General features: G+C 44.9%; 21 protein-coding genes and 1 pseudogene. 7 read left to right on the top strand and 15 right to left on the bottom strand.

The window, feature by feature from the left end:
• The first annotated feature begins 112 nt into the window (after positions 1 to 112).
• Positions 113 to 3,316: a DEAD/DEAH box helicase gene (locus tag H615_RS0117155; RefSeq protein WP_027956285.1), complete on the top strand. Its 3,204-nt coding sequence runs from the start codon at positions 113 to 115 to the stop codon at positions 3,314 to 3,316.
• Between the two features lie 42 nt (positions 3,317 to 3,358).
• Here the strand turns inward: H615_RS0117155 and H615_RS0117150 are convergent, their stop codons facing one another.
• Both H615_RS0117150 and H615_RS21895 read right to left on the bottom strand, forming a co-directional pair.
• On the bottom strand, positions 3,359 to 4,249 hold the full coding sequence (locus H615_RS0117150; RefSeq protein ID WP_027956284.1) for a COX15/CtaA family protein: 891 nt from the start codon (positions 4,247 to 4,249) through the stop codon (positions 3,359 to 3,361).
• 104 nt (positions 4,250 to 4,353) lie between these two features.
• On the bottom strand, positions 4,354 to 4,908 hold the full coding sequence (locus H615_RS21895; protein WP_027956283.1) for a metal-dependent hydrolase: 555 nt from the start codon (positions 4,906 to 4,908) through the stop codon (positions 4,354 to 4,356).
• Between the two features lie 85 nt (positions 4,909 to 4,993).
• On the opposite strand from H615_RS21895, the gene H615_RS0117140 reads away from it, so the two are divergent.
• A complete protein-coding gene (locus H615_RS0117140) occupies positions 4,994 to 5,641 on the top strand; it encodes a haloacid dehalogenase type II (protein ID WP_027956282.1) in 648 nt (215 codons plus the stop codon).
• Between the two features lie 28 nt (positions 5,642 to 5,669).
• Here the strand turns inward: H615_RS0117140 and H615_RS0117135 are convergent, their stop codons facing one another.
• The 3 genes from H615_RS0117135 to H615_RS0117125 all read right to left on the bottom strand — a co-directional run bounded on the left by H615_RS0117135 (position 5,670) and on the right by H615_RS0117125 (position 9,596).
• Entirely contained in the window at positions 5,670 to 7,742 is a 2,073-nt protein-coding gene (locus tag H615_RS0117135; protein ID WP_027956281.1) for a sensor domain-containing diguanylate cyclase, read from the bottom strand.
• Between the two features lie 153 nt (positions 7,743 to 7,895).
• Positions 7,896 to 8,735: an ABC transporter ATP-binding protein gene (locus tag H615_RS0117130; protein WP_027956280.1), complete on the bottom strand. Its 840-nt coding sequence runs from the start codon at positions 8,733 to 8,735 to the stop codon at positions 7,896 to 7,898.
• Between the two features lie 300 nt (positions 8,736 to 9,035).
• Positions 9,036 to 9,596, bottom strand: coding sequence for a TetR/AcrR family transcriptional regulator (locus H615_RS0117125; RefSeq protein ID WP_027956279.1), 561 nt, complete (start codon positions 9,594 to 9,596; stop codon positions 9,036 to 9,038).
• Between the two features lie 195 nt (positions 9,597 to 9,791).
• Here H615_RS0117125 and H615_RS0117120 point away from each other — a divergent pair, with 195 nt between their 5' ends.
• Positions 9,792 to 10,475: a Crp/Fnr family transcriptional regulator gene (locus H615_RS0117120; protein ID WP_027956278.1), complete on the top strand. Its 684-nt coding sequence runs from the start codon at positions 9,792 to 9,794 to the stop codon at positions 10,473 to 10,475.
• A 99-nt stretch (positions 10,476 to 10,574) separates the two neighbouring features.
• Here the strand turns inward: H615_RS0117120 and H615_RS0117115 are convergent, their stop codons facing one another.
• Together H615_RS0117115 and H615_RS0117110 are read right to left on the bottom strand one after the other, a co-directional pair.
• A complete protein-coding gene (locus H615_RS0117115; RefSeq protein WP_027956277.1) occupies positions 10,575 to 10,955 on the bottom strand; it encodes a VOC family protein in 381 nt (126 codons plus the stop codon).
• Positions 10,956 to 11,061: 106 nt separating this feature from the next.
• Positions 11,062 to 11,346, bottom strand: a complete 285-nt coding sequence (locus H615_RS0117110) for a hypothetical protein (protein WP_027956276.1) — start codon at positions 11,344 to 11,346, stop codon at positions 11,062 to 11,064.
• A gap of 866 nt (positions 11,347 to 12,212) precedes the next feature.
• Between H615_RS0117110 and H615_RS0117100 the strand changes: the two genes are divergently transcribed.
• Both H615_RS0117100 and H615_RS0117095 read left to right on the top strand, forming a co-directional pair.
• Positions 12,213 to 13,349, top strand: coding sequence for a CapA family protein (locus H615_RS0117100; RefSeq protein ID WP_027956275.1), 1,137 nt, complete (start codon positions 12,213 to 12,215; stop codon positions 13,347 to 13,349).
• Positions 13,350 to 13,623: 274 nt separating this feature from the next.
• A complete protein-coding gene (locus H615_RS0117095; RefSeq protein WP_027956274.1) occupies positions 13,624 to 14,991 on the top strand; it encodes an alkaline phosphatase in 1,368 nt (455 codons plus the stop codon).
• A 325-nt stretch (positions 14,992 to 15,316) separates the two neighbouring features.
• On the opposite strand, the gene H615_RS21590 is transcribed toward H615_RS0117095, so the two are convergent.
• From H615_RS21590 to H615_RS0117055, 8 genes are all read right to left on the bottom strand, one after another.
• Positions 15,317 to 15,934, bottom strand: a complete 618-nt coding sequence (locus H615_RS21590) for a YczE/YyaS/YitT family protein (protein ID WP_051254761.1) — start codon at positions 15,932 to 15,934, stop codon at positions 15,317 to 15,319.
• 248 nt (positions 15,935 to 16,182) lie between these two features.
• Entirely contained in the window at positions 16,183 to 16,413 is a 231-nt protein-coding gene (locus H615_RS21585; protein WP_035532609.1) for a glutaredoxin family protein, read from the bottom strand.
• 119 nt (positions 16,414 to 16,532) lie between these two features.
• Positions 16,533 to 16,970 (bottom strand): OsmC family protein, encoded by a 438-nt coding sequence (locus H615_RS0117080; RefSeq protein WP_027956273.1) that lies wholly within the window; start codon positions 16,968 to 16,970, stop codon positions 16,533 to 16,535.
• Between the two features lie 149 nt (positions 16,971 to 17,119).
• Positions 17,120 to 17,266 (bottom strand): hypothetical protein, encoded by a 147-nt coding sequence (locus tag H615_RS22410; RefSeq protein ID WP_156896519.1) that lies wholly within the window; start codon positions 17,264 to 17,266, stop codon positions 17,120 to 17,122.
• Between the two features lie 152 nt (positions 17,267 to 17,418).
• Positions 17,419 to 17,589, bottom strand: a complete 171-nt coding sequence (locus H615_RS22405; RefSeq protein WP_156896518.1) for a hypothetical protein — start codon at positions 17,587 to 17,589, stop codon at positions 17,419 to 17,421.
• 18 nt (positions 17,590 to 17,607) lie between these two features.
• Positions 17,608 to 17,985 (bottom strand): hypothetical protein, encoded by a 378-nt coding sequence (locus H615_RS0117065; protein ID WP_027956272.1) that lies wholly within the window; start codon positions 17,983 to 17,985, stop codon positions 17,608 to 17,610.
• Positions 17,985 to 18,191, bottom strand: a complete 207-nt coding sequence (locus tag H615_RS0117060) for a helix-turn-helix transcriptional regulator (protein WP_027956271.1) — start codon at positions 18,189 to 18,191, stop codon at positions 17,985 to 17,987. Before H615_RS0117060 ends, H615_RS0117065 begins: the two co-directional genes overlap by 1 nt.
• Before the next feature lie 108 nt (positions 18,192 to 18,299).
• Complete coding sequence (locus H615_RS0117055) at positions 18,300 to 18,665, bottom strand: MerR family transcriptional regulator (protein WP_027956270.1); 366 nt, start codon at positions 18,663 to 18,665, stop codon at positions 18,300 to 18,302.
• 92 nt (positions 18,666 to 18,757) lie between these two features.
• On the opposite strand from H615_RS0117055, the gene H615_RS0117050 reads away from it, so the two are divergent.
• A complete protein-coding gene (locus H615_RS0117050) occupies positions 18,758 to 19,519 on the top strand; it encodes an SDR family NAD(P)-dependent oxidoreductase (protein ID WP_027956269.1) in 762 nt (253 codons plus the stop codon).
• A gap of 159 nt (positions 19,520 to 19,678) precedes the next feature.
• Positions 19,679 to 19,988, top strand: a pseudogene (locus H615_RS22635) (IS3 family transposase); the annotation flags it as partial.

The following is a 19,988-nucleotide window of genomic DNA, read 5'->3' as shown; positions in this document are numbered from 1 at the left end:
TAACCAACCATTAAAATCAATCACCAGAACAGGATTCCAAAGGCCGGGGCGTTCTCCTGGACTGCTTAAACCTGTTATAATGAAACTAAAACTGAGAGTAAGGATGCCAAGTATGCAGAGCTACTTATTACAACCGAAAGATATAAAGAAAATTACCGGTGAAGCCTTTTATTCACGAGGAAAACAATATTTTGAATCTGGCAAAGTGTACGGCCTTTCCCATAACAGCGCCATCCATTCCTGGCGTGCTGTTGTTGCGGGCACTCATGATTATGAGGTGCGCGTCTTCTTTTTTGAGGATGATGATGTGGAGGCCACGTGTGAGTGTGCCGCCTACTCCACCTATTATACGTGCAAGCATATCGCCGCGGTACTGATTGCCATCCGCGAAAGAGCCCTGGAGGAGCTTGCTCCGAAACTGGCTGACAAGGGCCGAAGCCGTTCGCCCCGGACGACAAGCCAGGACCGGATGTTTGCGGTCAGTCTATTCGAAGCCTTCCGTCAAAAACAGGAAAGCCGGACAGGGATGGACACGAAAAAGCCGCTGCGCATTCAATATTCCCTGCACATCCAATCCATTCTCGGCGCACGCAGCCTCGGGATTGAATTGAAGCTTGGAGAGAAATACCCCTACGTCATTAAAAATATCCGCGAACTGTTGGAGTACATTCGAAAGCAGCAGCCCTACCGTCTGACCAAATCGTTTACGTACGATCCTGCTGAACATACGTTTTCGGAAGAGGATCAGGCCATATTCCAGCTGCTTCAAAGGGCGTATGAGCAGGAGCAGTTTTTTGAACAGCAGTGGAATACCGCTGAACAGAAGATCTTGAAAATCTCCCCCGCCCTCGTCCACCAGCTTCTGCCCCTGTTGGAAAAGCAGGAGGCGGAGGTCATCGAGCGCGGCAGCCAGGCGGGTCTACTCCACTACGAAGAGTCTTTTCCTGATTTAACGTTTTATGTATCGGAAGAGCGCGGACATTTCCACATGCATATGAACCATTTAAAGGATTATGATTATTTATCTGATTACCACCTGCTTTATAAGGAAGGAAGCTTCTATCCCGTCGCTCAGGAAAAGGAGGAAGTGATCCGGACGCTGTATTCCATCCTTCCCTACAACTCCAACGGCAGCCATACGATCAGCCATAATGATATGGAAGGAATCGTTTCGTATGTCCTGCCGGAACTGGAAACGATTGCTGATGTGAATCTGGACACGTCCGCCCAGCAGAAAATCAACCAGGAAGACCTCCGGGCTGAAGTGTATCTTGATTTCCAGCAGTGGACATTAACGATCGATGTGAAATTTCATTACGGTGACCTCGTCATTGACCCTTTTAACGATAAGGAACGCCCGGGACAGACCATTGTTCAGCGCGACTTTGAGACGGAGCAGAACATCATGCAGATTATTGAATCCGCCGAATTCAAATTTGATGGGGAGATGGTGTATTTAGAAGACGAGGATAGCTTGGAAACGTTCCTCTATCAATACCTGCCATCTTTAAAGAATTACAGTGACGTATTCTTATCCGCAGCGGTCCGGTCACTGTTTGATGATCAGCAGCATGAGCTGCAGGCATCGATTGACCTTGAATCCGATGGCAGCTGGCTCGATATCAGCTTTGCCATCGAAGGCATCAGCACGGACGATGTAACGGAAGCTTTAAAGGCGGTCATTGAACGGAAAAAATACTACCGATTATCCGATGGTGCGCTGATGTCCTTGACCTCTGATTCATTTGAGCGTTTCCAACGGCTTGTGGAGGACTTGAACTTAACCACCGGAGATGTGGAGGACAACCATTTTCAGGTTGCCGCTGCACGAAGCCTGCAGGTGGATGAAGCGCTGGATACGAACCTTGCCGACCGCAGCAACCGTTATGAAGAACTGGTGACCCGGCTCCGGTCTCCTCAGTCCTTTGAAATTGATCCACCCGAGAACCTCCAGGCGGACCTTAGGTCGTATCAGCTGACAGGATTCCGGTGGATGAAGATGCTCAGTCATTACGGGCTCGGCGGCGTCCTCGCTGACGATATGGGGCTTGGTAAGACGCTGCAGACGATCTCCTACATTCTCGATGAAAAGCAGGAGGGATCTTTAACCGCTCCAGCTGTTATCGTCGCTCCAGCCTCCCTTGTTTACAACTGGAAAAAGGAGCTCGAAAAATTCGCACCTTCCCTCACGGTGCAGGTAATGACCGGTGATCCTTCAGAACGCCAGGCCGCCTTTGAACAGGCAGAGGGTAAAGATGTCTGGATCACCTCCTATCCCCTGCTCCGTCAGGATATTAAGCAGTACGAAGATAAGGACTTTCACGTCATGGTCCTTGATGAGTCCCAGGCCATCAAAAACGAATCAACGAAAACAGCCTCTTCCGTCCGGTCCTTGCGTGCGAGACACCGATTCGCATTGAGTGGAACGCCGATCGAAAACTCGCTGCAGGAACTGTGGTCGCTGTTCCGCGCCATTATGCCCGGATTCTTTACGAGTAAAAAGAAGTTCACGCAGCTGAAACCGGCAAAGATCTCACAAATGACCCGGCCGTTCATTCTGAGACGGATGAAAACCGAAGTGCTTGATGAACTCCCGGACAAAATTGATTCGGTTCAATACTCGGAGCTGACCCGTGAACAAAAAGAAGTGTACCTGGCTTATTTAGAACGAATCCAAAACGATATCCAGGAGACGATCGCTACGAAAGGGATTCAGCGCGGAAAACTGGAAATCCTTGCAGGACTTACACGGCTGCGGCAGATCTGCTGTCATCCCGCCCTGTTTCTTGAAAATTACGAAGGCCAGTCCGGAAAGCTGGAGCAATTGAAAGACCTGGCGGAGGAAATGAAAGCCGGCGGCCACCGGATGCTGATTTTCTCGCAGTTTTCCAGCATGCTGACCCTGATGCACAAAGAGCTGACTGACAAGGGTCTCGATGCCTTCTATTTAGATGGCAGTACAAAATCAGAAAAACGGATGGAAATGGTCGAAGCCTTCAACAACGGAGAAAAAGACGCCTTCTTTATTTCCTTGAAAGCCGGCGGGACCGGACTCAATCTGACCGGCGCCGATACGGTCATCCTTTATGACCTTTGGTGGAACCCGGCTATTGAAGAACAGGCAGCCGGCCGGGCCCACCGGATCGGTCAGGAAAAAGTCGTCCAGGTGATCCGGATGATATCCGAAGGAACGATCGAGGAGCGGATTTATCAGCTTCAACAGAAAAAACGCGACCTCGTCGATCAAATCATCCAGCCTGGAGAATCCATGCTAACATCACTGAGCGAAGAAGAAATCCAGCAGCTGTTTCAATAAATCCTCATAAAAAAGCACGAGCGGACGCATCCGCTCGTGCTTTTATTCTACCGTTAAGGACTTTTTCTGAAGTTTGAACCAGTACCCGCCCAGGATACAGGCGCCAATGGTCATCGTTATCGTGGAAATGATCATATGGATCGAGGATGCCAGTACGACATTCCCTGTCACTACAATGATGAATCCAACGGCCGCATTCATCAGGATCGAAATCAAATACAACCACGACAGCGAGATGTGATATTTGAACCTCGATGCGTAAATGACGAAATAAACAGCGGCTACGATAATGACGACCGTCGCCACCCAGTGCAGCGAATAGACAGCATTCGCCATTGATTCGCTTGTAATCAAATACTCCACGGCCGGAATGTCCATCATCACATTGCTGGCACGGCTGTGTTTAAAGAAGGCGCCTAAAATTACCTGCAGGACATACAGCCCGTAACCGATCAGGAACGTCCGGTAACTCATCGCAATGGAAGACCAGCGGCTCCTGTCCAGCTCGATTTTCGTCTCATGCAGACTGTAGCTCAGCAGCACAAGGACGACTAAAAGAAGCTGGCTGAATGTGACATCAAAGGTCGTAAATCCAGGCGGTGTCCCAAGCAGCACGTTCAATCCGCCAATAATGGACTGAAGAACGAGCAGGGCCAGACTGAGAACAGCGAGAACAAATACAGATTTATTTTTTCGGTACTTATAAATGGCTCCTATCGCATTGAGGCCCGTCAGTACAATAAGCAGCGGCACCATCAACCGGTGGGAATATTCGATAATGACGTGATAATCCGTGAAATCAGGAATGATCCGGTCATTACAAAACGGCCATGACGTTCCACACGCGTCCCCGGAGTCTGTCGCAACGACAAGATTTCCCAGGATAAGGGCGAGGAACGTGACAAACGTTGTAAGAATAGAAAATTTCTTCATCGTCTTACCCTTTCTCTATTTATATCATGACATGTAACAGAAGAATTACATGTAAATCATATCATGAAAACAGTGGATTCGATAAAGGAAAGCGCACCCAACTCTCATGAACTTTTTGTGAACGAACGTTTGTCCTTCACTTTTTTCACGAACATAAAGATGAGTGAGAGGACGATGAGCGTCGTATTAACAAGGGAAAAAGCCGCAGCATGGTAGTCATCGTCCCAATAGGAAACAGGTCCACGGAACGTGTAGCTGCTCACTGGGTAAAACATCGGCACGGCATCTTCCACATGGGTGAGCAGATCCAGAACGATATGTCCAAGCCAGCCATAGGCGAGGGCTGTCCATGCGTTCAATTTCCTCCCCTTCCAAACGAGCAGCACAACAAAAACCACCGCCCAGACGAAAACAGAATGGCCGGCCTGGCGCAGAATAAAGACGACCGGGTGTTCAAATAGATCGTAGACCAGATGGAACAGCGAGCGCATCGGGTTCTCATCATCCGCTACCTCCCAGGCCCTTCTACTTACGCTCAAATATAAAAACATGACATAATAAACGATGTCTGGAAGGATACTTCCGAACACGAACCACCCGGTATATTTCTTTTTCCGGGTGGCGAAAAAGGTCCAGTATCCATGGTGTAACGTGTTCATGCGTTCATCTCCCTTATCTTCCCTCGACCATTGTTTATCCTTTCAGCCGCGAGGGAAACATACAACATGGAAAGGAGTCGAAGTTATGTATAAAGCTTACGTTTTTGACGCGTACGGCACAGTCTTTGACGTGCACAGCGTGATGGAAAAAATTCATCAGTTCTATCCGGAAAAAGGGGAAGCCATCAGTCAGAAATGGCGCAGTAACCAGATTCATTATTTCCTTGTCCGTCAGCTGATTCAAGATTACCGTCCTTTTACGGATATTACAAGATGGGCGCTTCTTGATGCCCTGTCCACAAGTGGTGTGGAAGTGAAAGAAGAGGTCGTGAGTGAGCTGATGGAGGAATACCAGCACCTTTCCCCTTATGAAGAAGTTGCTTCTATGAGCGAAAAGCATCCGGACAAGACGTTCACCATCTTTTCAAATGGAACGACCTCCATGCTTGAACCGCTCCTTGAAAATAACCAGTTGTCCGATACCTTCCAGCTGCTGAGTGCCGATGATGTTCAGGTGTACAAACCGCATCCGGAAGCTTATGCCTATGCTCAGGAAAAACTCGGACTGAAAAAAGAAGAAATTCTATTCTTCTCCAGCAATCCATGGGACATCACTGGAGCCACTTCCTACGGGTTCCATACCGCCTGGGTGAACCGGAAGGAACAAAAGTGGCCGGAACTCGGCATCGAACCGACTTATATCATTGATAACCTGACAAATATCCCACAATAAAGGAGTCCATCACGGACTCCTTTTTTTCCTATTGATCTTCAAAAAACAACACTTGGTTTTTCCCTTTCTTTTTACCTTCGTATAAGGCTGTATCAGCAGCTCGGAACAATCCTTCATGTGTTTCTCCGTCCTCCGGAAAGCAGGCCACACCGATGGAAAAAGACGTCCGGATTTCCATACCTCTGACATAGTAAGGCTCACGCAGTTCATTTAACAATCTATTCGATACATCACGAATCAGACGGCGGTCCTTCAGTTCTTCAACCAGGACGGAAAACTCATCCCCACCGATTCTCGCCACAGAGTCGCCTCCTCGAATACAGGAACGGAGCCGTTTTCCAACCTCCCTTAGAAATTCATCACCCATGTCGTGTCCATATTGATCGTTGATGCCTTTGAAGCCGTCACCGTCCAAATATAAAATCGCAAACGCCTGGCCTGTCCGCTGCCCCTTTTCAACGGCTTTCCATACGTTTTCCTCGAAAAGAAGGCGGTTGGGAAGACCGGTTAAATAATCATAATAGGCGAACCTCTCCAGCTTCTCTTCATAACTCTTCTGTTCCGATATATCCCGGGCCACTACGACAATGTGACTGACTTCATGGTCATCATCGATGACAGGTGTTGCGCGGCATTCAAACCAGACGGGTTCACCGTTGAAGCTTGTCAATTTCACTGTAATGGTGAATCCTTCCTTGGTTTGGCAGCTCTTGATAAAAAGGTCCGTCAAACGGCGCAGGTCACCAAGATCAACCTTCTGCATCAGGTTTTCTCTGGACCAGCTCATAGGGTCTTCCCCGAAAAACTCATGTTGGGAAGGAGAGGCGTAGATCAGGGCGCCTTTGGGAGAGAAGACAGAAATCAAATCATTGGAGTAATTGGCGATCAAGCGGAAGCTCTCCTGACTCTGGCGCATCCCTTCATAGGCTTTTTCCTTTTCCGTGATGTCATCCAAGATAGCATAGATGCCTTCTTTCTTATCCTGAATGATAATTGGGACTAAAGAGATTTGGAGGATTTTCTCCTCTCCTCCTACATCCACAACTGTCCGGAACTGACCGCCGGTGTCGAAGAATGAACCATGAATTTCCTTTCGCACAGCGCCTTCCTGTTCTTTGGAAATCAATTCCATAAAGGAGGTATGCAGCACTTCATGTCCTTCTTTTTCAAGCATTTCAAGGCTGGCCGGATTCGCGTTGGTTATGGTACCGCGGAAGGTCAGTGTTAAAATGGCCTGAGGATTGTGTTCAAATAAGGAACGGTAGCGTGATCGACTGCTTTCCCGTCTCCGCTCCTCATTCTTCTCCTCTGTCACATTCCGGATGATCGAACTGACCCCGATGGTTTCCCCTTCTTCATTCTGGATGCGGGAAACACTGATAGACACATCCAACAGCGAACCATCCCGGTTTTTCCGGATTGTTGTCCGGCCCGATGTTCCACGTCCTTCCAATGCCTGTTGGACGAGTTCACATGCTTCATCAGTTAAATCTTCCGGCACAAACGGATAGGAGCATCCGGATATATCTTCTTTCGAAAAACCGTAAAGCTCCGTAAAAGCCTTGTTCACATCCAGTACGCTTCCATCTTTATCCAGGATGATAACGGCATCCGTTGTATTTGTCATCAACGATTTGTATACTGCATTCATACTTCCAAGCGCCTCTTCCTTTTCCATCACCTCGGTGAGGTTTCGCGTCACCGCCAGAATATGTGTCACGTCCCCCTCTTCGTTCAGCGTTGGTGTCAGAACCGAATGACTCCGGAACACCTTCCCGTTCACCATGATCTGATCTTCGTACGTAACCGGACCCTTTTTCTGAGCGGCTTCCTCATACGCGTCAATAAGTGGCGGTGCTGCATTCTCATCCATTACTTCTTCTATGTATTTTCCTTTCCAAACTGCGCCACCGGCCAGGGAACCCATCAAAGCAGACTTGTTCATATACCGGTATTTGAAACGACGCGGCCCATCTACGTCCACAAAAAAGATAAAATCAGAAATTCCGTTCATCAACATGGGAAGCAGATCATCATAGGGAATATGATTACTGATCCCCTCCATAGTTCCCGTACCTTCTGCTTCTTTTATCTGTTTCACCTAATTCCTCCCTGTTCCCTATACATGAATCTTCCATATATCTAAGATTTATTGTCTCTTCTGTACACTTCTATTCAAATGAACCAATCCCCTTGTTCCAAAGAAAAAACAGCGACAAAAAAAGCAGCCGGATGTTCCCGGCTGCTTCGAAATCTATACGGTTTGTTTCTGCTGGGCCTGCGCTTCCGCCTGTGCCTGTTTAATCAGACAACGTCCCTTTCCGTGTGGAATACACATCGGGGTGCCGAAAAGAGGGTCCTCCCTCACATCACAGACCATTTCAAATACATGCTGCATCATATCACAGGTTACGACATCCTCGGGACGCCCCTGTGTATAAACCGTCTTATCCTTAACTGCAATGATATGATCCGCATACCGGCATGCCAGGTTAATATCGTGCAGAACCATCACAATCGTCCGGCCATTATCCTGGTTCAAATCGAAAAGAAGATCCAGAATTTCAATTTGGTGCGTCATATCCAAATATGTCGTCGGTTCATCAAGAAGGAGCGTATCCGTATCCTGAGCTAATGTCATGGCAATCCAGGCACGCTGCCGCTGTCCTCCGGATAAGGAGTCAACAGAGCGATCCTTCAATTCCATAAGATTCGTGTCGTTGAGCGCACGCGTAACCGCTTCTTCGTCATCATCCGACCAGCGCTTAGCAAATCCCTGATAAGGATAACGCCCCTGCTTCACAAGCTGGTACACGGTCAATCCTTCAGGCGTCGTTGGACTCTGTGGAAGAATGGCCATCTTCTTGGCCACGTCCTTCGTCCTCATTTTGGAAATATCCTTCTGATCCAGTACCACCTGACCGGATTTCGGCTTTAACAGCCGTGCCATGGAACGGAGAAGTGTCGATTTGCCACAACCATTCCCTCCGATCAGGACCGTTACTTTCCCTTTCGGTATTTTCACATCAAGAGAGTCAATAATGACCGAGTCCCCATATCCAAGTGTGAGATTGTTTGCCAATAAGGTATCCATGACCTGACCTCTCCTTTTTTTCTCACTAAACCTTTAAACCGTCTACTTTATCTCAAGACCTCATTCAACGTCCAAAAAGGTCTCCGTTTGTTTCTTCATTCATATATAGATGTTGAATTTTTTAGAAAACTATCATTTTCCTACTATCTAGTGTATGGGCTTACGTATAGTGTGTCAATGAATTTGAGAATCATTGTCATCTGGTTCATGGAAAAGTGTATGCCTTTTTCCATCGTGAAAGAACCATGGAGAGGGGCGTTTCCCATTTTCCATGTATAAAAAAGAGACTCGCAGCCTCTATTAGCTGCTGATATATTCCTGCCGGATGCCATCAATAATATCAAGGAGAACCTCGGAGTCCTGATTGTTCTTCATAAGAAGAATCGCCCCTTCAATCTGAGCGACAACCATTCGCGCTTTCTGCCTTGCCTGCTTTTCACCTTGAAGAGCTTCAATCACCTGTGTCAGCTCTTCAATCCAGTCAGAGAAAATGCGGTTGATTTTCACCCGGAAATCTTCATCATGTTCACTCATCTCGAGCGCAAGGTTTCCAAACGGACAACCGTGAAGCTTTTCCGGCGTTTCATGAAACTGAATCGCCCACTGAAGCATTTCTTCCATTTTCCTCTCCGGGGATCGGCCGGATTTTAGAATGCCTTCAATCAGCTCATCCTGCCACATCTGCGCATAATGATCGACTATGGCCAGCCCAAGCTCCCTTTTCGAAGTAAAATAATGATAGAACTGGCCTTTGCCAATACCGCACGCTGCCAAAATGTCACTCAGCTTTGTCGATTCATAGCCTTTCGCATGAATCAGCTTAGCAGCTGTCCATATGATTTGTTGTTTTTTTTGACTCATCTGCCTCACCTTCCTGCAGTTATACCAACCAGTTGGTCAAGTTGTATAATGATAACACGCCTGCAGGAAAACAGACAATGCTCTGATCCGCTCATTGCCCGGCTCTCTCCAATCCTGCTATCATAGAGAAAGATTTCCCTATCTTATCAATGATTCAATTTCCTGTACTTCAAGGAAGATATGAGGTGAACACGAATGGATAAGCTGACCCTGCTTTCCCAGATCAGTTTGTTTGAAGAACTATCCAAGGATGAATTAATGAGTATTGACCAAATGAGTGAAATGAGTCCCGTAAAAAAAGGAACGGTGATCGTTTCCCCTGATCACCCTATGGATGTGCTTTTCCTTTTAAAAAAGGGGCAGGTGCGCTTGTACCGCATGAACGAAGACGGCCGCCAATTTACGGTGGATATACTAGTAGACGGCAACATTTTCGGAGAAACCTCCACCATCAGTCTGACGGATGATCAAACCTATGCAGAAGCTATGACCGATACGTATCTCTGTACGCTGAGCCATGAGGACTATGAAAGCTTCATCAAGGAGAACCCCCACGTAGCCCTGAAGCTGATTGACATTCTTTCCTCACGATTGAAGGATGTTTACAGCCTGAGTGAAAAAATCGCCCTCAGTGATGTGAAGCAGCGTCTCCTTTACCTGCTGCTCATGTTGAGTCAGAAAACCGGCCGCCGGAAGAAAAACTGGCAGACCATAGAAATGAAACTCACCCACCAGGATCTCGCCAACATGATCGGAGCCACCAGGGAGACGACCAGTGCGATGATGAGCCAATTGAAAAAAGACGGGTATATAAAAAAAGTCCGCTATCTTTCCATCGATGCGGATAAAACAGAGGAATTGCTGCATGGAAGCTCTTGAAGCTGGAAACTTCCCTTTTTTTCTTTCGGTGTGGATGTTCAAATACAAAGAGGAGCTTCCCAACGGGGAAGCTCCTCTTTGTATATCGATCAGATGCCACTATTTTTTCTCCATCACAGCAAAATAATGATCTTCATTGTCGGCAAAATTGAACACTCTGCCGGATGGCCTGTTCATAATTTCTCCTACGGTTACTTTTCTGCTTCGCAGATCACTATGTAACTGGTCAAAATGATCAGAGTAGAACATTAAGGAAGGTGTATCGAGGTTCAGCCCAGGAGACATTTTGGCGACCATATCTTTGTTGTGAAGGACAATGGTGGTTTCAGCACTTTCCCGGGGAGCAATTTCGATCCATCTCAATCCTTCACCACTGTCTTCTTCTGAAATTACACGAAACCCCAATTTAAGTGTCCAGAAATCCACGGCTTCATCCTGATCATTCACATATAACATGATTTGACCTACCTTCGTCAACATGGTTCTCCACTCCCTAAAAGTTATACTCTGTTATTCTCTTTTTCACAAGTCAAACCCTTCTTTTCATCCCTTCCTATTTCCATCTAAAGGAGAGATAAGTAAGCTATTATTTCTTCCTTTTCATTTCCAGTAGTACAGGTGCTGTATTCAGCATGATAGAGACAATCGTCAGAGACCACAAGGCCCTTTCCATCCCCGGCACGACATCTAATAAAGCTGCCCAATCTTCCGCTATAACCCACTGGGATACAAGACTGTATTCAGCACAGAGGGTTAGTGATGTGAAAGACAATCCCACTGCCATGGCAAACTTGTATTCCTTTCCTGCTAGATACAGATATAGGTTGATGAAAGTTGCCACTATCGATATAACCGCAAGTATGATCCACATTTCCAACTCTCCCCTCATTCATTTTTTACATATGGATATGAAGTCATGACTTTCTTTCAACTAAAAATCGCAGGAACAAAACTCCTCCTAATAATAATGGAAACCCGATGAGTATGTAATAGATATTCTTTGGAACTTCAAAAATACTTCCTAGATAACTAAACATAAATAAGTAAATGATGATGAACGGATACTTGAATAATTTCTTCATTTAAACTCCTTTTCAAAATACTTTAGTATTAACCTTCACCTTTAGCTTCGTTAGTGATTTCAGCAATGGGCAACCATCCCCCATAACAAAAGCTTTGATACCTGAACTACCATCCCGTTAAAAAAATTATAATTCAATCCTATCAAATCTATATCCATGTGGAAATTACAACCAAATCACCCTTAAGTTTTTAATTCATCTTGAAACATATAAAAATGAGCCATTCTTCTGTGAAAGAATGGCTCATTTTAGTTGAAAACTTGCCTTCAATATATCCAAAGTTAAATTTGATATTACAGTGTGATCTTTTTATAAATAGGTTCAGGATAATTGCCTATTTATTCCTATCCAATTATTTATTCAACCTAACAAAAGAGCCTATTGGATCATTCTTCTGAAGTAAAGAGTCTCTTGATTTTTACATTTTTCATATATATTAGGGAAGCATAAAAAATAATGAGATATTTTACCTATAATTAACGAATCTTTTATAATAAAATAAAAATATGTCGAAACGATACGGCTTATTACCTTTGAAAAAACCCCATGTACCTGCTTATAGAAGTCCTGCAATTGCTCGTTACCATTATTCATAAGTCATTCCTGAAGGTTGCAGGTGAATTGAATCAAATTATCGACAAATTAGGAGGATTTGATGAAAAATAAAAGCCTGCTTATTATTTCAGCGTTCATATTGGTTATTAGTTTCATTAGCGGTTCCATCATCTTCTCCCAACCGAACAAAACAGAAATGGAAAAACGTGTGTCATCCAACATGAGAACGCTGGACAAACCAATAAAGAAGACAGAAGTGTCAGAAGTTTCCCTCGCAGCCGTGGGGGATCTGTTAATCCATAAAGAAGTTTACAATGATGCGAAGACGTCTTCAGGCTATAATTTTGATCCTATGTTCCATGAGGTTTCTCCTCATCTTTCAAATGCTGACATTACATTCGCAAATTCAGAAAGCATCCTGGGTGGTTCAGACATTGGCGTATCCACCTACCCTTCCTTCAACACCCCCTTTGAATTAGGGGATACGTTAAAAACCAACGGCATTGATATTGTTTCTATGAGCAACAACCACACTTTGGACAGGGGTGTGATGGCTATTGAAAACGCAATTAACCAATGGGATTTACTTGGGATTAAAAAGGTAGGTTCCTACTTGTCATCGGAGGGAAGAGACGAGGTCACAACGATCCGTAAGAATGACATCACCTTCTCCTTTTTGGCTTACACCTATGGAACAAATGGCATTCCGACCCCTGATGGAAAGCCTTACCTGGTGAACAGGATGGATAAAGACCAGATTGCCTCTGACATCAAGCGGGCCTCCAGCAAATCTGATGTCGTCGTCATGAGTTTACATTTCGGCAAGGAATATGAAAGATTCCCGAGTGATGATCAGAAGGAATGGGCCGCTTATGCGTCCGAACAAGGAGCAGATATTATACTTGGTCATCACCCGCACGTCCTCCAGCCGCCGGAATGGATTCAAAATTCCGATGGGTCTCAAAGTCTCGTTTTCTATTCTCTCGGCAATTTTCTCTCCGGTCAGGAAGAAAAGTACCGACGGATTGGTGGGATAGCGGGTGTGACTGTACAGAAAGTGCAGGGGTTGAGAGGAACCTCAATCAGCATAAAAGAACCCCGATTTAAACTCACATATGTTGATTTTAAAAATGATCAGGATTTTAAAATTACCCCTGTGAAGGAATTTAATGAGGAGATGTTTCAGGAATTATCCAAACATATGAAAACATCCATCCATGATCTATCTGTAAACTAAGCAAAAACCGGACGCTTTTCCTAAGAGTGTCCGGTTTTCTCCTGCATGAAGCTTCCGTGCATTTGGCTAGTATACAGGATTCTCAACGCCTGGGAGGCAGCCATTATTTCCGATTGCATACGACACCCTTTATACCATTCCTCTCTTATACAAGAGGTATTTGATATTTACAAAACACATACATTTTTTTAATGATCTTAACTTTTCGTTAAAACCAATTAAATATGTACTTGGTATACTCTCGATGAATCAAATGAGTAAAGGGAGTATACATATGTTTAAAAAATTAGGTGTTTTTACAATGAGTGCAAGTTTGATTTTGGGCGTAGGAGCGGGATGTGTTCCACAGTCTGATGCCCAGGAAGGGGATGGGAAAGGAAAACCTGACCATGCAGGTTCTTCCCAAGAAAAAGTCGAAAACGTCATTTATATGATCCCTGATGGTTTTAACACGGATTACGCTACAAGTTACCGTTGGTACAAGGGTGAAGATGCAGTTTGGGACAAACATTTAAAAGGCCTCCATAAAACATATTCGGATGATTCCAGGGTAACTGACTCCGCTGCTGCCGGAACAGCAATGGCAACTAGTGTTAAAACGAATAATGGTACGGTAGGGTTAGATGACGACGGAAACCAAGTGAAGACAATTTTAGAAGCCTCAGAAGAAAAAGGAAAAGCTACCGGGTTAGTTGCCACATCAACGATTACCCATGCGACACCAGCAGCATTTGCCTCTCATGTGGAGTCGCGTGATAATCAGCCTGAGATTGCTAAGCAAATGCTGGATAACGATGTCGATGTGATGCTTGGCGGAGGTAAAGGTTTCTTCCTCCCGGTGTCTGAGGGTGGCGAACAACAAGATGAAAACCTTTTAGAGCAAGCTGAGGAAGCAGGATATACAAACGTGGAATCGCGTGACGATTTAATGGAAACTGATGATATTGATGTAGAAGAAGGGGAAAAGCTTCTTGGTTTATTTGCAGACGGCCCCTTAAAACCCGAAATGGAGCGTGAAAATACAGAACAGCCAAGTCTCTCAGAAATGACCGAACGTTCAATTGACATCCTTGGGAAAGATAAGGATGGATTCTTCTTAATGGTTGAAGGCAGTCAAATTGACTGGGCAGGCCACGATAATGATCCCACATGGGCATTAAAGGATACAGCAGCTTTTGAACAAGCAGTGGAAAAGGCCATTGAATTTGCTGAAGAAGATGGAAACACTCTTGTCGTTATAGCGGGTGACCATGAAACCGGCGGTATGACCGTTGGATCCAATGGCGAGTATGATACCAAGCCAGAGCTTGTGAAAGATGTTACTGCCACGGGTGCGTTCATGGCTGAAGAATTAAACGAAAATCGTTCCAATGTTGAACAAGTCGTAGAGAGCCATACACCTTTTGACCTGTCCGAAGAAGATGTTCAAAAAATCCGGGAATCTGAAGATCCAAAACTTGCAATTAACCAATTTGTTAGTGATAAAGCCCTTGTCGGATGGACCAGTACTGGACATACAGGTGTAGACATTCCAGTTTATGCCTACGGCCCTCAGTCGAATTCCTTCAACGGCCTGATCGACAACACCGATCTTCCTAAAATTATGGCAGAAGCCCTGAAAGTAGATTTAGAGGATAAGTAAAATAAGAAGTACAGTTTTAAAACAAGAAAAACGACAGCCCTATGGCTGTCGTTTTTTATAGGTGCTATGTAATGAGATTCTTTTTTCACACTAGCATTCCTCCTTTTGTGGAAGATCTATGATCGAAACACCGATTGGATTGCAGGGTTCAAATTGATGGCATTTCTGACTTGAATTTGATTTCCACTCTGTTTCTGTATCAACAGTTAAAAAACTGTGGCTTGGTTCTCAAGTGTTTTTGTCCGTGACTCTCATCCTCGAGAAATAGAGTCCGTTCTGTTTCTAAAGAAAAAGCCAATTCTCATTAGAATTGGCTTTTCAGCAGTTAGGAAGTACTTGCGTATTGTCGTTCCTTTGTAGGTGAAATCAGGTCATTCCACCGTTCATAGAAGAATTGAATGGATGGACCTAGTAAGAACGAGATAACAAACGTTCCGATTCCAATTGGCCCCCCAAGTAGGAACCCGATGACAAGCAAGGAAAACTCATAGAGATTTCGGTTTACTCTAAGAGAAAGTCCATCTTTCTTCATCAATGTTTGCATAAGTTCATCAACAGGGATTTTAGGGAGATTCGTGTGTAGGTACGACCCAATACCAATTCCCATGAAGGCAATTCCAACGAATAAGAGTCCCCATCTTAAGACGAGCGACTCCAGCTGGAAATCTGTAAGAAGGAAATTCCACAAGTCGAGGGTTACCCCTCTCAGAACAATTGGAATAAATACAAATAAGGATGGGATCGTCTTTCCAAGAACACTATTTAAAAGAATTACCGTGACATGGACTGTCATCATTCCTACCCCTACACTAATTGGTATATGGGAGGACAAGCCTACTGCGACGCTGTCTGTCGTGCCAACCCCAACATCCGCTTTAATGAAAAACGCAATGCCAAGACTCGATATGAGTATACCGAACAAATATAAGAATAACTGCTTCATACACTTGTCCCTCCTTTTCATCCTGAATAAGCATTTAAACAGTAACAGGACTTTCCGATGCATTCAATAAAAATGACTTTCCTTAGAGGTATGTCCATTGCTAATCATAAAAAAACTTCCCAAAATGGGAACAACGTTAGGCATATCCATAACTGTTGATTTCTCTAAAAACGACTCAATGAATCATATCAGGTATAAAAGCGGACCGTGCAGCACTTCCTATGCCGCACGTCCGCCTTCATCCTTACTCATGACGACATTCGTTCCCCCGTAAGGTTCAGGATATCCTTGCCCTTCGTCATCCTTCCATGTTGAGAGAAAACGGGCGTATACACTTCTCCGATCGTTTCCTTCAACTTTCTCCGGGCCTGTGGATCCTCAAGGATACTGACGGATTCAAATGGATACTTCTCTTCTTTCAGGTGCCTCACAGCTTCGGCACAGAGCGGACAGCCATTCATGATATACAGCACATTCATTAGAAACTCCCTTTCTCCCATACCTTCAGTATACAGGCACGGTCAGTTTCCACCTGTAACCCGCCTTACAAAAATAAACACCCTTTAAGATGACACTTAAAGGGTGTTGGAAAAATTATTTATGCTTTAACCCAGTTCGGGATCATTTCAACGTCAGCCGCTTTTAGTGTTGTATACACAGGGCAGCGGGAATCAATCGTTTCTTGGAATTGAGCGAGACGCTCTTCTGATTCACTTGTGTGAACAGTTGCGTTCACGGTGATTCTCTGGAAGTAAGGGCGGACGCCTTCTTCTCCCATCATACCTCGGGGATCCAGTTCTCCGTCAATTTCGAAGTCGATGCCTTGAAGATCGAACTCCATTTCTTTAGCTACGAAGTTTGCAATCGCGTTTTCACACCCTGCAAGAGATACAAGAAGGGTTGCAAGTGGGTTGGCACCTTCGTCGGTTCCTCCCATTTTTGCAGGTTCATCAATAACAACCTTATGCTCTCCGGAAACACCTTCTGTTTTCATACCTTTAGATACTGCTGTGATTTTTTCGTTCATTTTAGCCATGGATCATTCTCCTCTCGAATCTTTCTTTTTTATAAATAATAATTAGACCAACCGGTTGGTACAGAAAAAATATATCAGTTGTATCAAATCTGTGCAACATTCCTGCTTCACATTCGTAAGACAGCTTACACTTTCTTGATTTAAGCGGGTCAGCACCAGCCTGGATCACAGTCACGAACATAGCCTTCTGCTTTTTGAGAAGCCTGGAGCTGGTCTTCTTTCTCCGACTCTCTCTGAGTCAGCTTTTGCGAAGCATGGGCTTTATTCGTGATCTTGGACAACATCCATTTGATCATACCAACACCTCTTTCGTGATATTCGGTCTTCTCTTGAAGACAAATCCAATGTAACACGGGAGAGATAGATCCACTACCGCTGCGCTCAGAAGTGTAAGCTGTCTTACACAAAAGAAGCGGAACCCCCTTGTGCCGGTGACCGGGAAAAATGATCATGCTGCCCAGGCAGCGACACTGAACGCCAGGAGGAAGATAAAAAGCAGGAAAACTGTGATTTGGTAGAAGCCTTTTTTTGATAGAGATCCATTCGTCGTTTCCTTTTTCAAGATATAATAGCTGATCCCAAATGAAAGCAAAAACATAACAGGGAAAAACCACCTCATGATACCCACTCCTTTGATTCAATATTTACGTGCCAGGAAAACAAGCAGCAGGAACAAGGTCGTCATACTCAAGGCGATGATCAGCGAAAGAACGCTGGACACGTCCATCTTCAGGACATTCATCTCAGCTAAAAGGGAAAAGATGAGCATATATCCGATCCCGGCCGTAAAGGCATAAGAAACAGCTTTCTGACGAATGGACTTCATCCGTTCATCCTTCTGCTTAAACTGTGGATACAAGTAACTCATGCAGAAGGCAAGCACCGATAAAGACAGCATCGAAAAAGAATGACCCTGTACAGACCCGTCAGCCAGCAGTCCAATGATCAGTAAAGAAAGTCCCATAGCTCCGAGCAATGATCCTAAAACGATGAATGTCCTTGGATAATGATCCATTATTCTCGTCCTCCTTCGCGGTAAATAAAAATATCTTCAATAGAAACACCAAACGTACGCGAGATTTCAAAAGCGAGAGGGAGGGAAGGAGAATACCTGTTTTTTTCTATGGAAATGATCGTTTGTCTGGACACGTGAAGCTTTTCTGCGAGTTTGTCCTGTGACCATCCATGCTTCTTTCTAAATTCAGCCAGTCGGTTTTCCACACTTCCACCTCCAATTGTTTCCATTTTATTGTAAAGGTAACTTAACGTCAAGGGTGCTTTACATATGATGCAAAAAAATCCCGGATGATTCCGGGGGTGACAACAGGATTAATTCAAAATGCCTTTCATGGCTTTTTTATATGCCGTGATTTTTTTCGTCAGCATTTCATCTGTCGCCTGCAGTGTTTCAATCTGGTCCTTAATATATTGTTGATGCTCTTCCAACAGCTTCAGCCTGTCACCGGCCGTATGCTCTCCTTCCTGGAACAGCTTGGTATAGGCTTTAATCTGCGTCACAGGCATCTGGGTTTCGCGCATTTTCTTCACGAACTGAAGCCAGAGAATATGCTGCTCATCGAACTCCCTGATCCCTGCTTCATTCCGTTGTGGTGCGATAATTCCCTCTTTTTCATAATAACGGAGGGTATGCGCACTCATGCCGAGTTTTTCGGCCGTTTCACTGATGGTATACATCGGCTTCCTCCATCTTTACAGTTATGATTTGACTTAGAGTTCACTCTAAGGTCTACAATAACAGTGTACCAAAACTATTGGAGGGATCAATGATGAAATATACGGTTATTACAGGAGCAAGCTCAGGGATTGGCTATGAATCGGCCCTCGTTTTTGCCGGCCGCGGAAAAAACCTCGTAATTGCCGCCCGCAGAACGGAGCAGCTGGAACAGTTGAAAAAGGAAGTCCATAATATCAACGCTGAGTTGGACGTAATTATCCGTGAAGTTGACTTGTCCGTTTCCGAAAACGTCTATGATTTTTATGAAAGCTTGAAAGACCTTGACATTGAGACCTTCATTAACAACGCCGGCTTTGGAAATTTTGCGGCGGTTGGAGAACAGAAGCTTCCTAAAATTGAATCCATGCTCCGTTTGAACAACGAAGCCCTTACGATTCTTTCATCCTTGTATGCTCAGGATTATGCAGAAGTCGAAGGAACGCAGCTGATCAACGTTTCGTCCGGCGGAGGCTATACGATTGTAGCGGATGCTGTGACCTATTGTGCAACAAAATTCTTCGTAAGTGCCTTCACAGAAGGATTGGCGCAGGAGCTTGAGGACAAAGGAGCGAAAATGCAGGCCAAAGTCCTTGCACCGGCTGCGACAGAAACCGAATTCGCCGACCGCTCCATGGACACCGAAAACTTCGATTATGAAGGAAATATTCCGCAGTTCCACACGGCAAAAGAAATGGCCCACTTCATGCTCGATCTGTACGACAGCGACAAAGTCGTCGGTATCGTTGATGGTGAAACCTATGAGTTTGAATTGAAAGATCCAATCTATCCATACGCGCGAAGAACCCGCAAATAAAGATCAGCCCCCTGTTCTAAAAACAGGGGGCTCAGCTTGTAGAGAAACCCCTGTTTCTGAACTATAACCCGAATAATGGACACTTATAAAAAAAGTGCCCCGTTATTCGGGTTATTTCTATCTCAAGAAATTTAACCCGTTTATAATGAAAATAAGTTTATGAACGGAGTGGATGGAATTATGAGTAAACAACTATATTCAAATTTGGAAATGAAACAGCTGGAGGTTAACCCAAATGTGATAAGGGTTTCAGATCGTTCCATTACCTATCACCCTCATTTTAAGAAAGTCGCCATTCGTGAATATCAAAATGGAAAGTTCCCCACTCAAATTTTCGAGGAACACGGATTCGATTTGAGTGTTGTGGGAAAGAAGCAGCCAAAGCGATGCTTGAAGCGTTGGCGTGAAACTTTTGAAAAGCACGGAGATCTTGGGCTTGAGGGAGAGCGACGAGGGAAAGGCAGTAAAG

The organism is Halobacillus kuroshimensis DSM 18393 (genome assembly GCF_000425705.1).
GTDB lineage: Bacteria > Bacillota > Bacilli > Bacillales > Halobacillaceae > Halobacillus > Halobacillus kuroshimensis.
The sequence above is the reverse complement of the archived record's forward strand: the minus strand, read 5'-3'. Positions and strand labels throughout refer to the sequence as shown.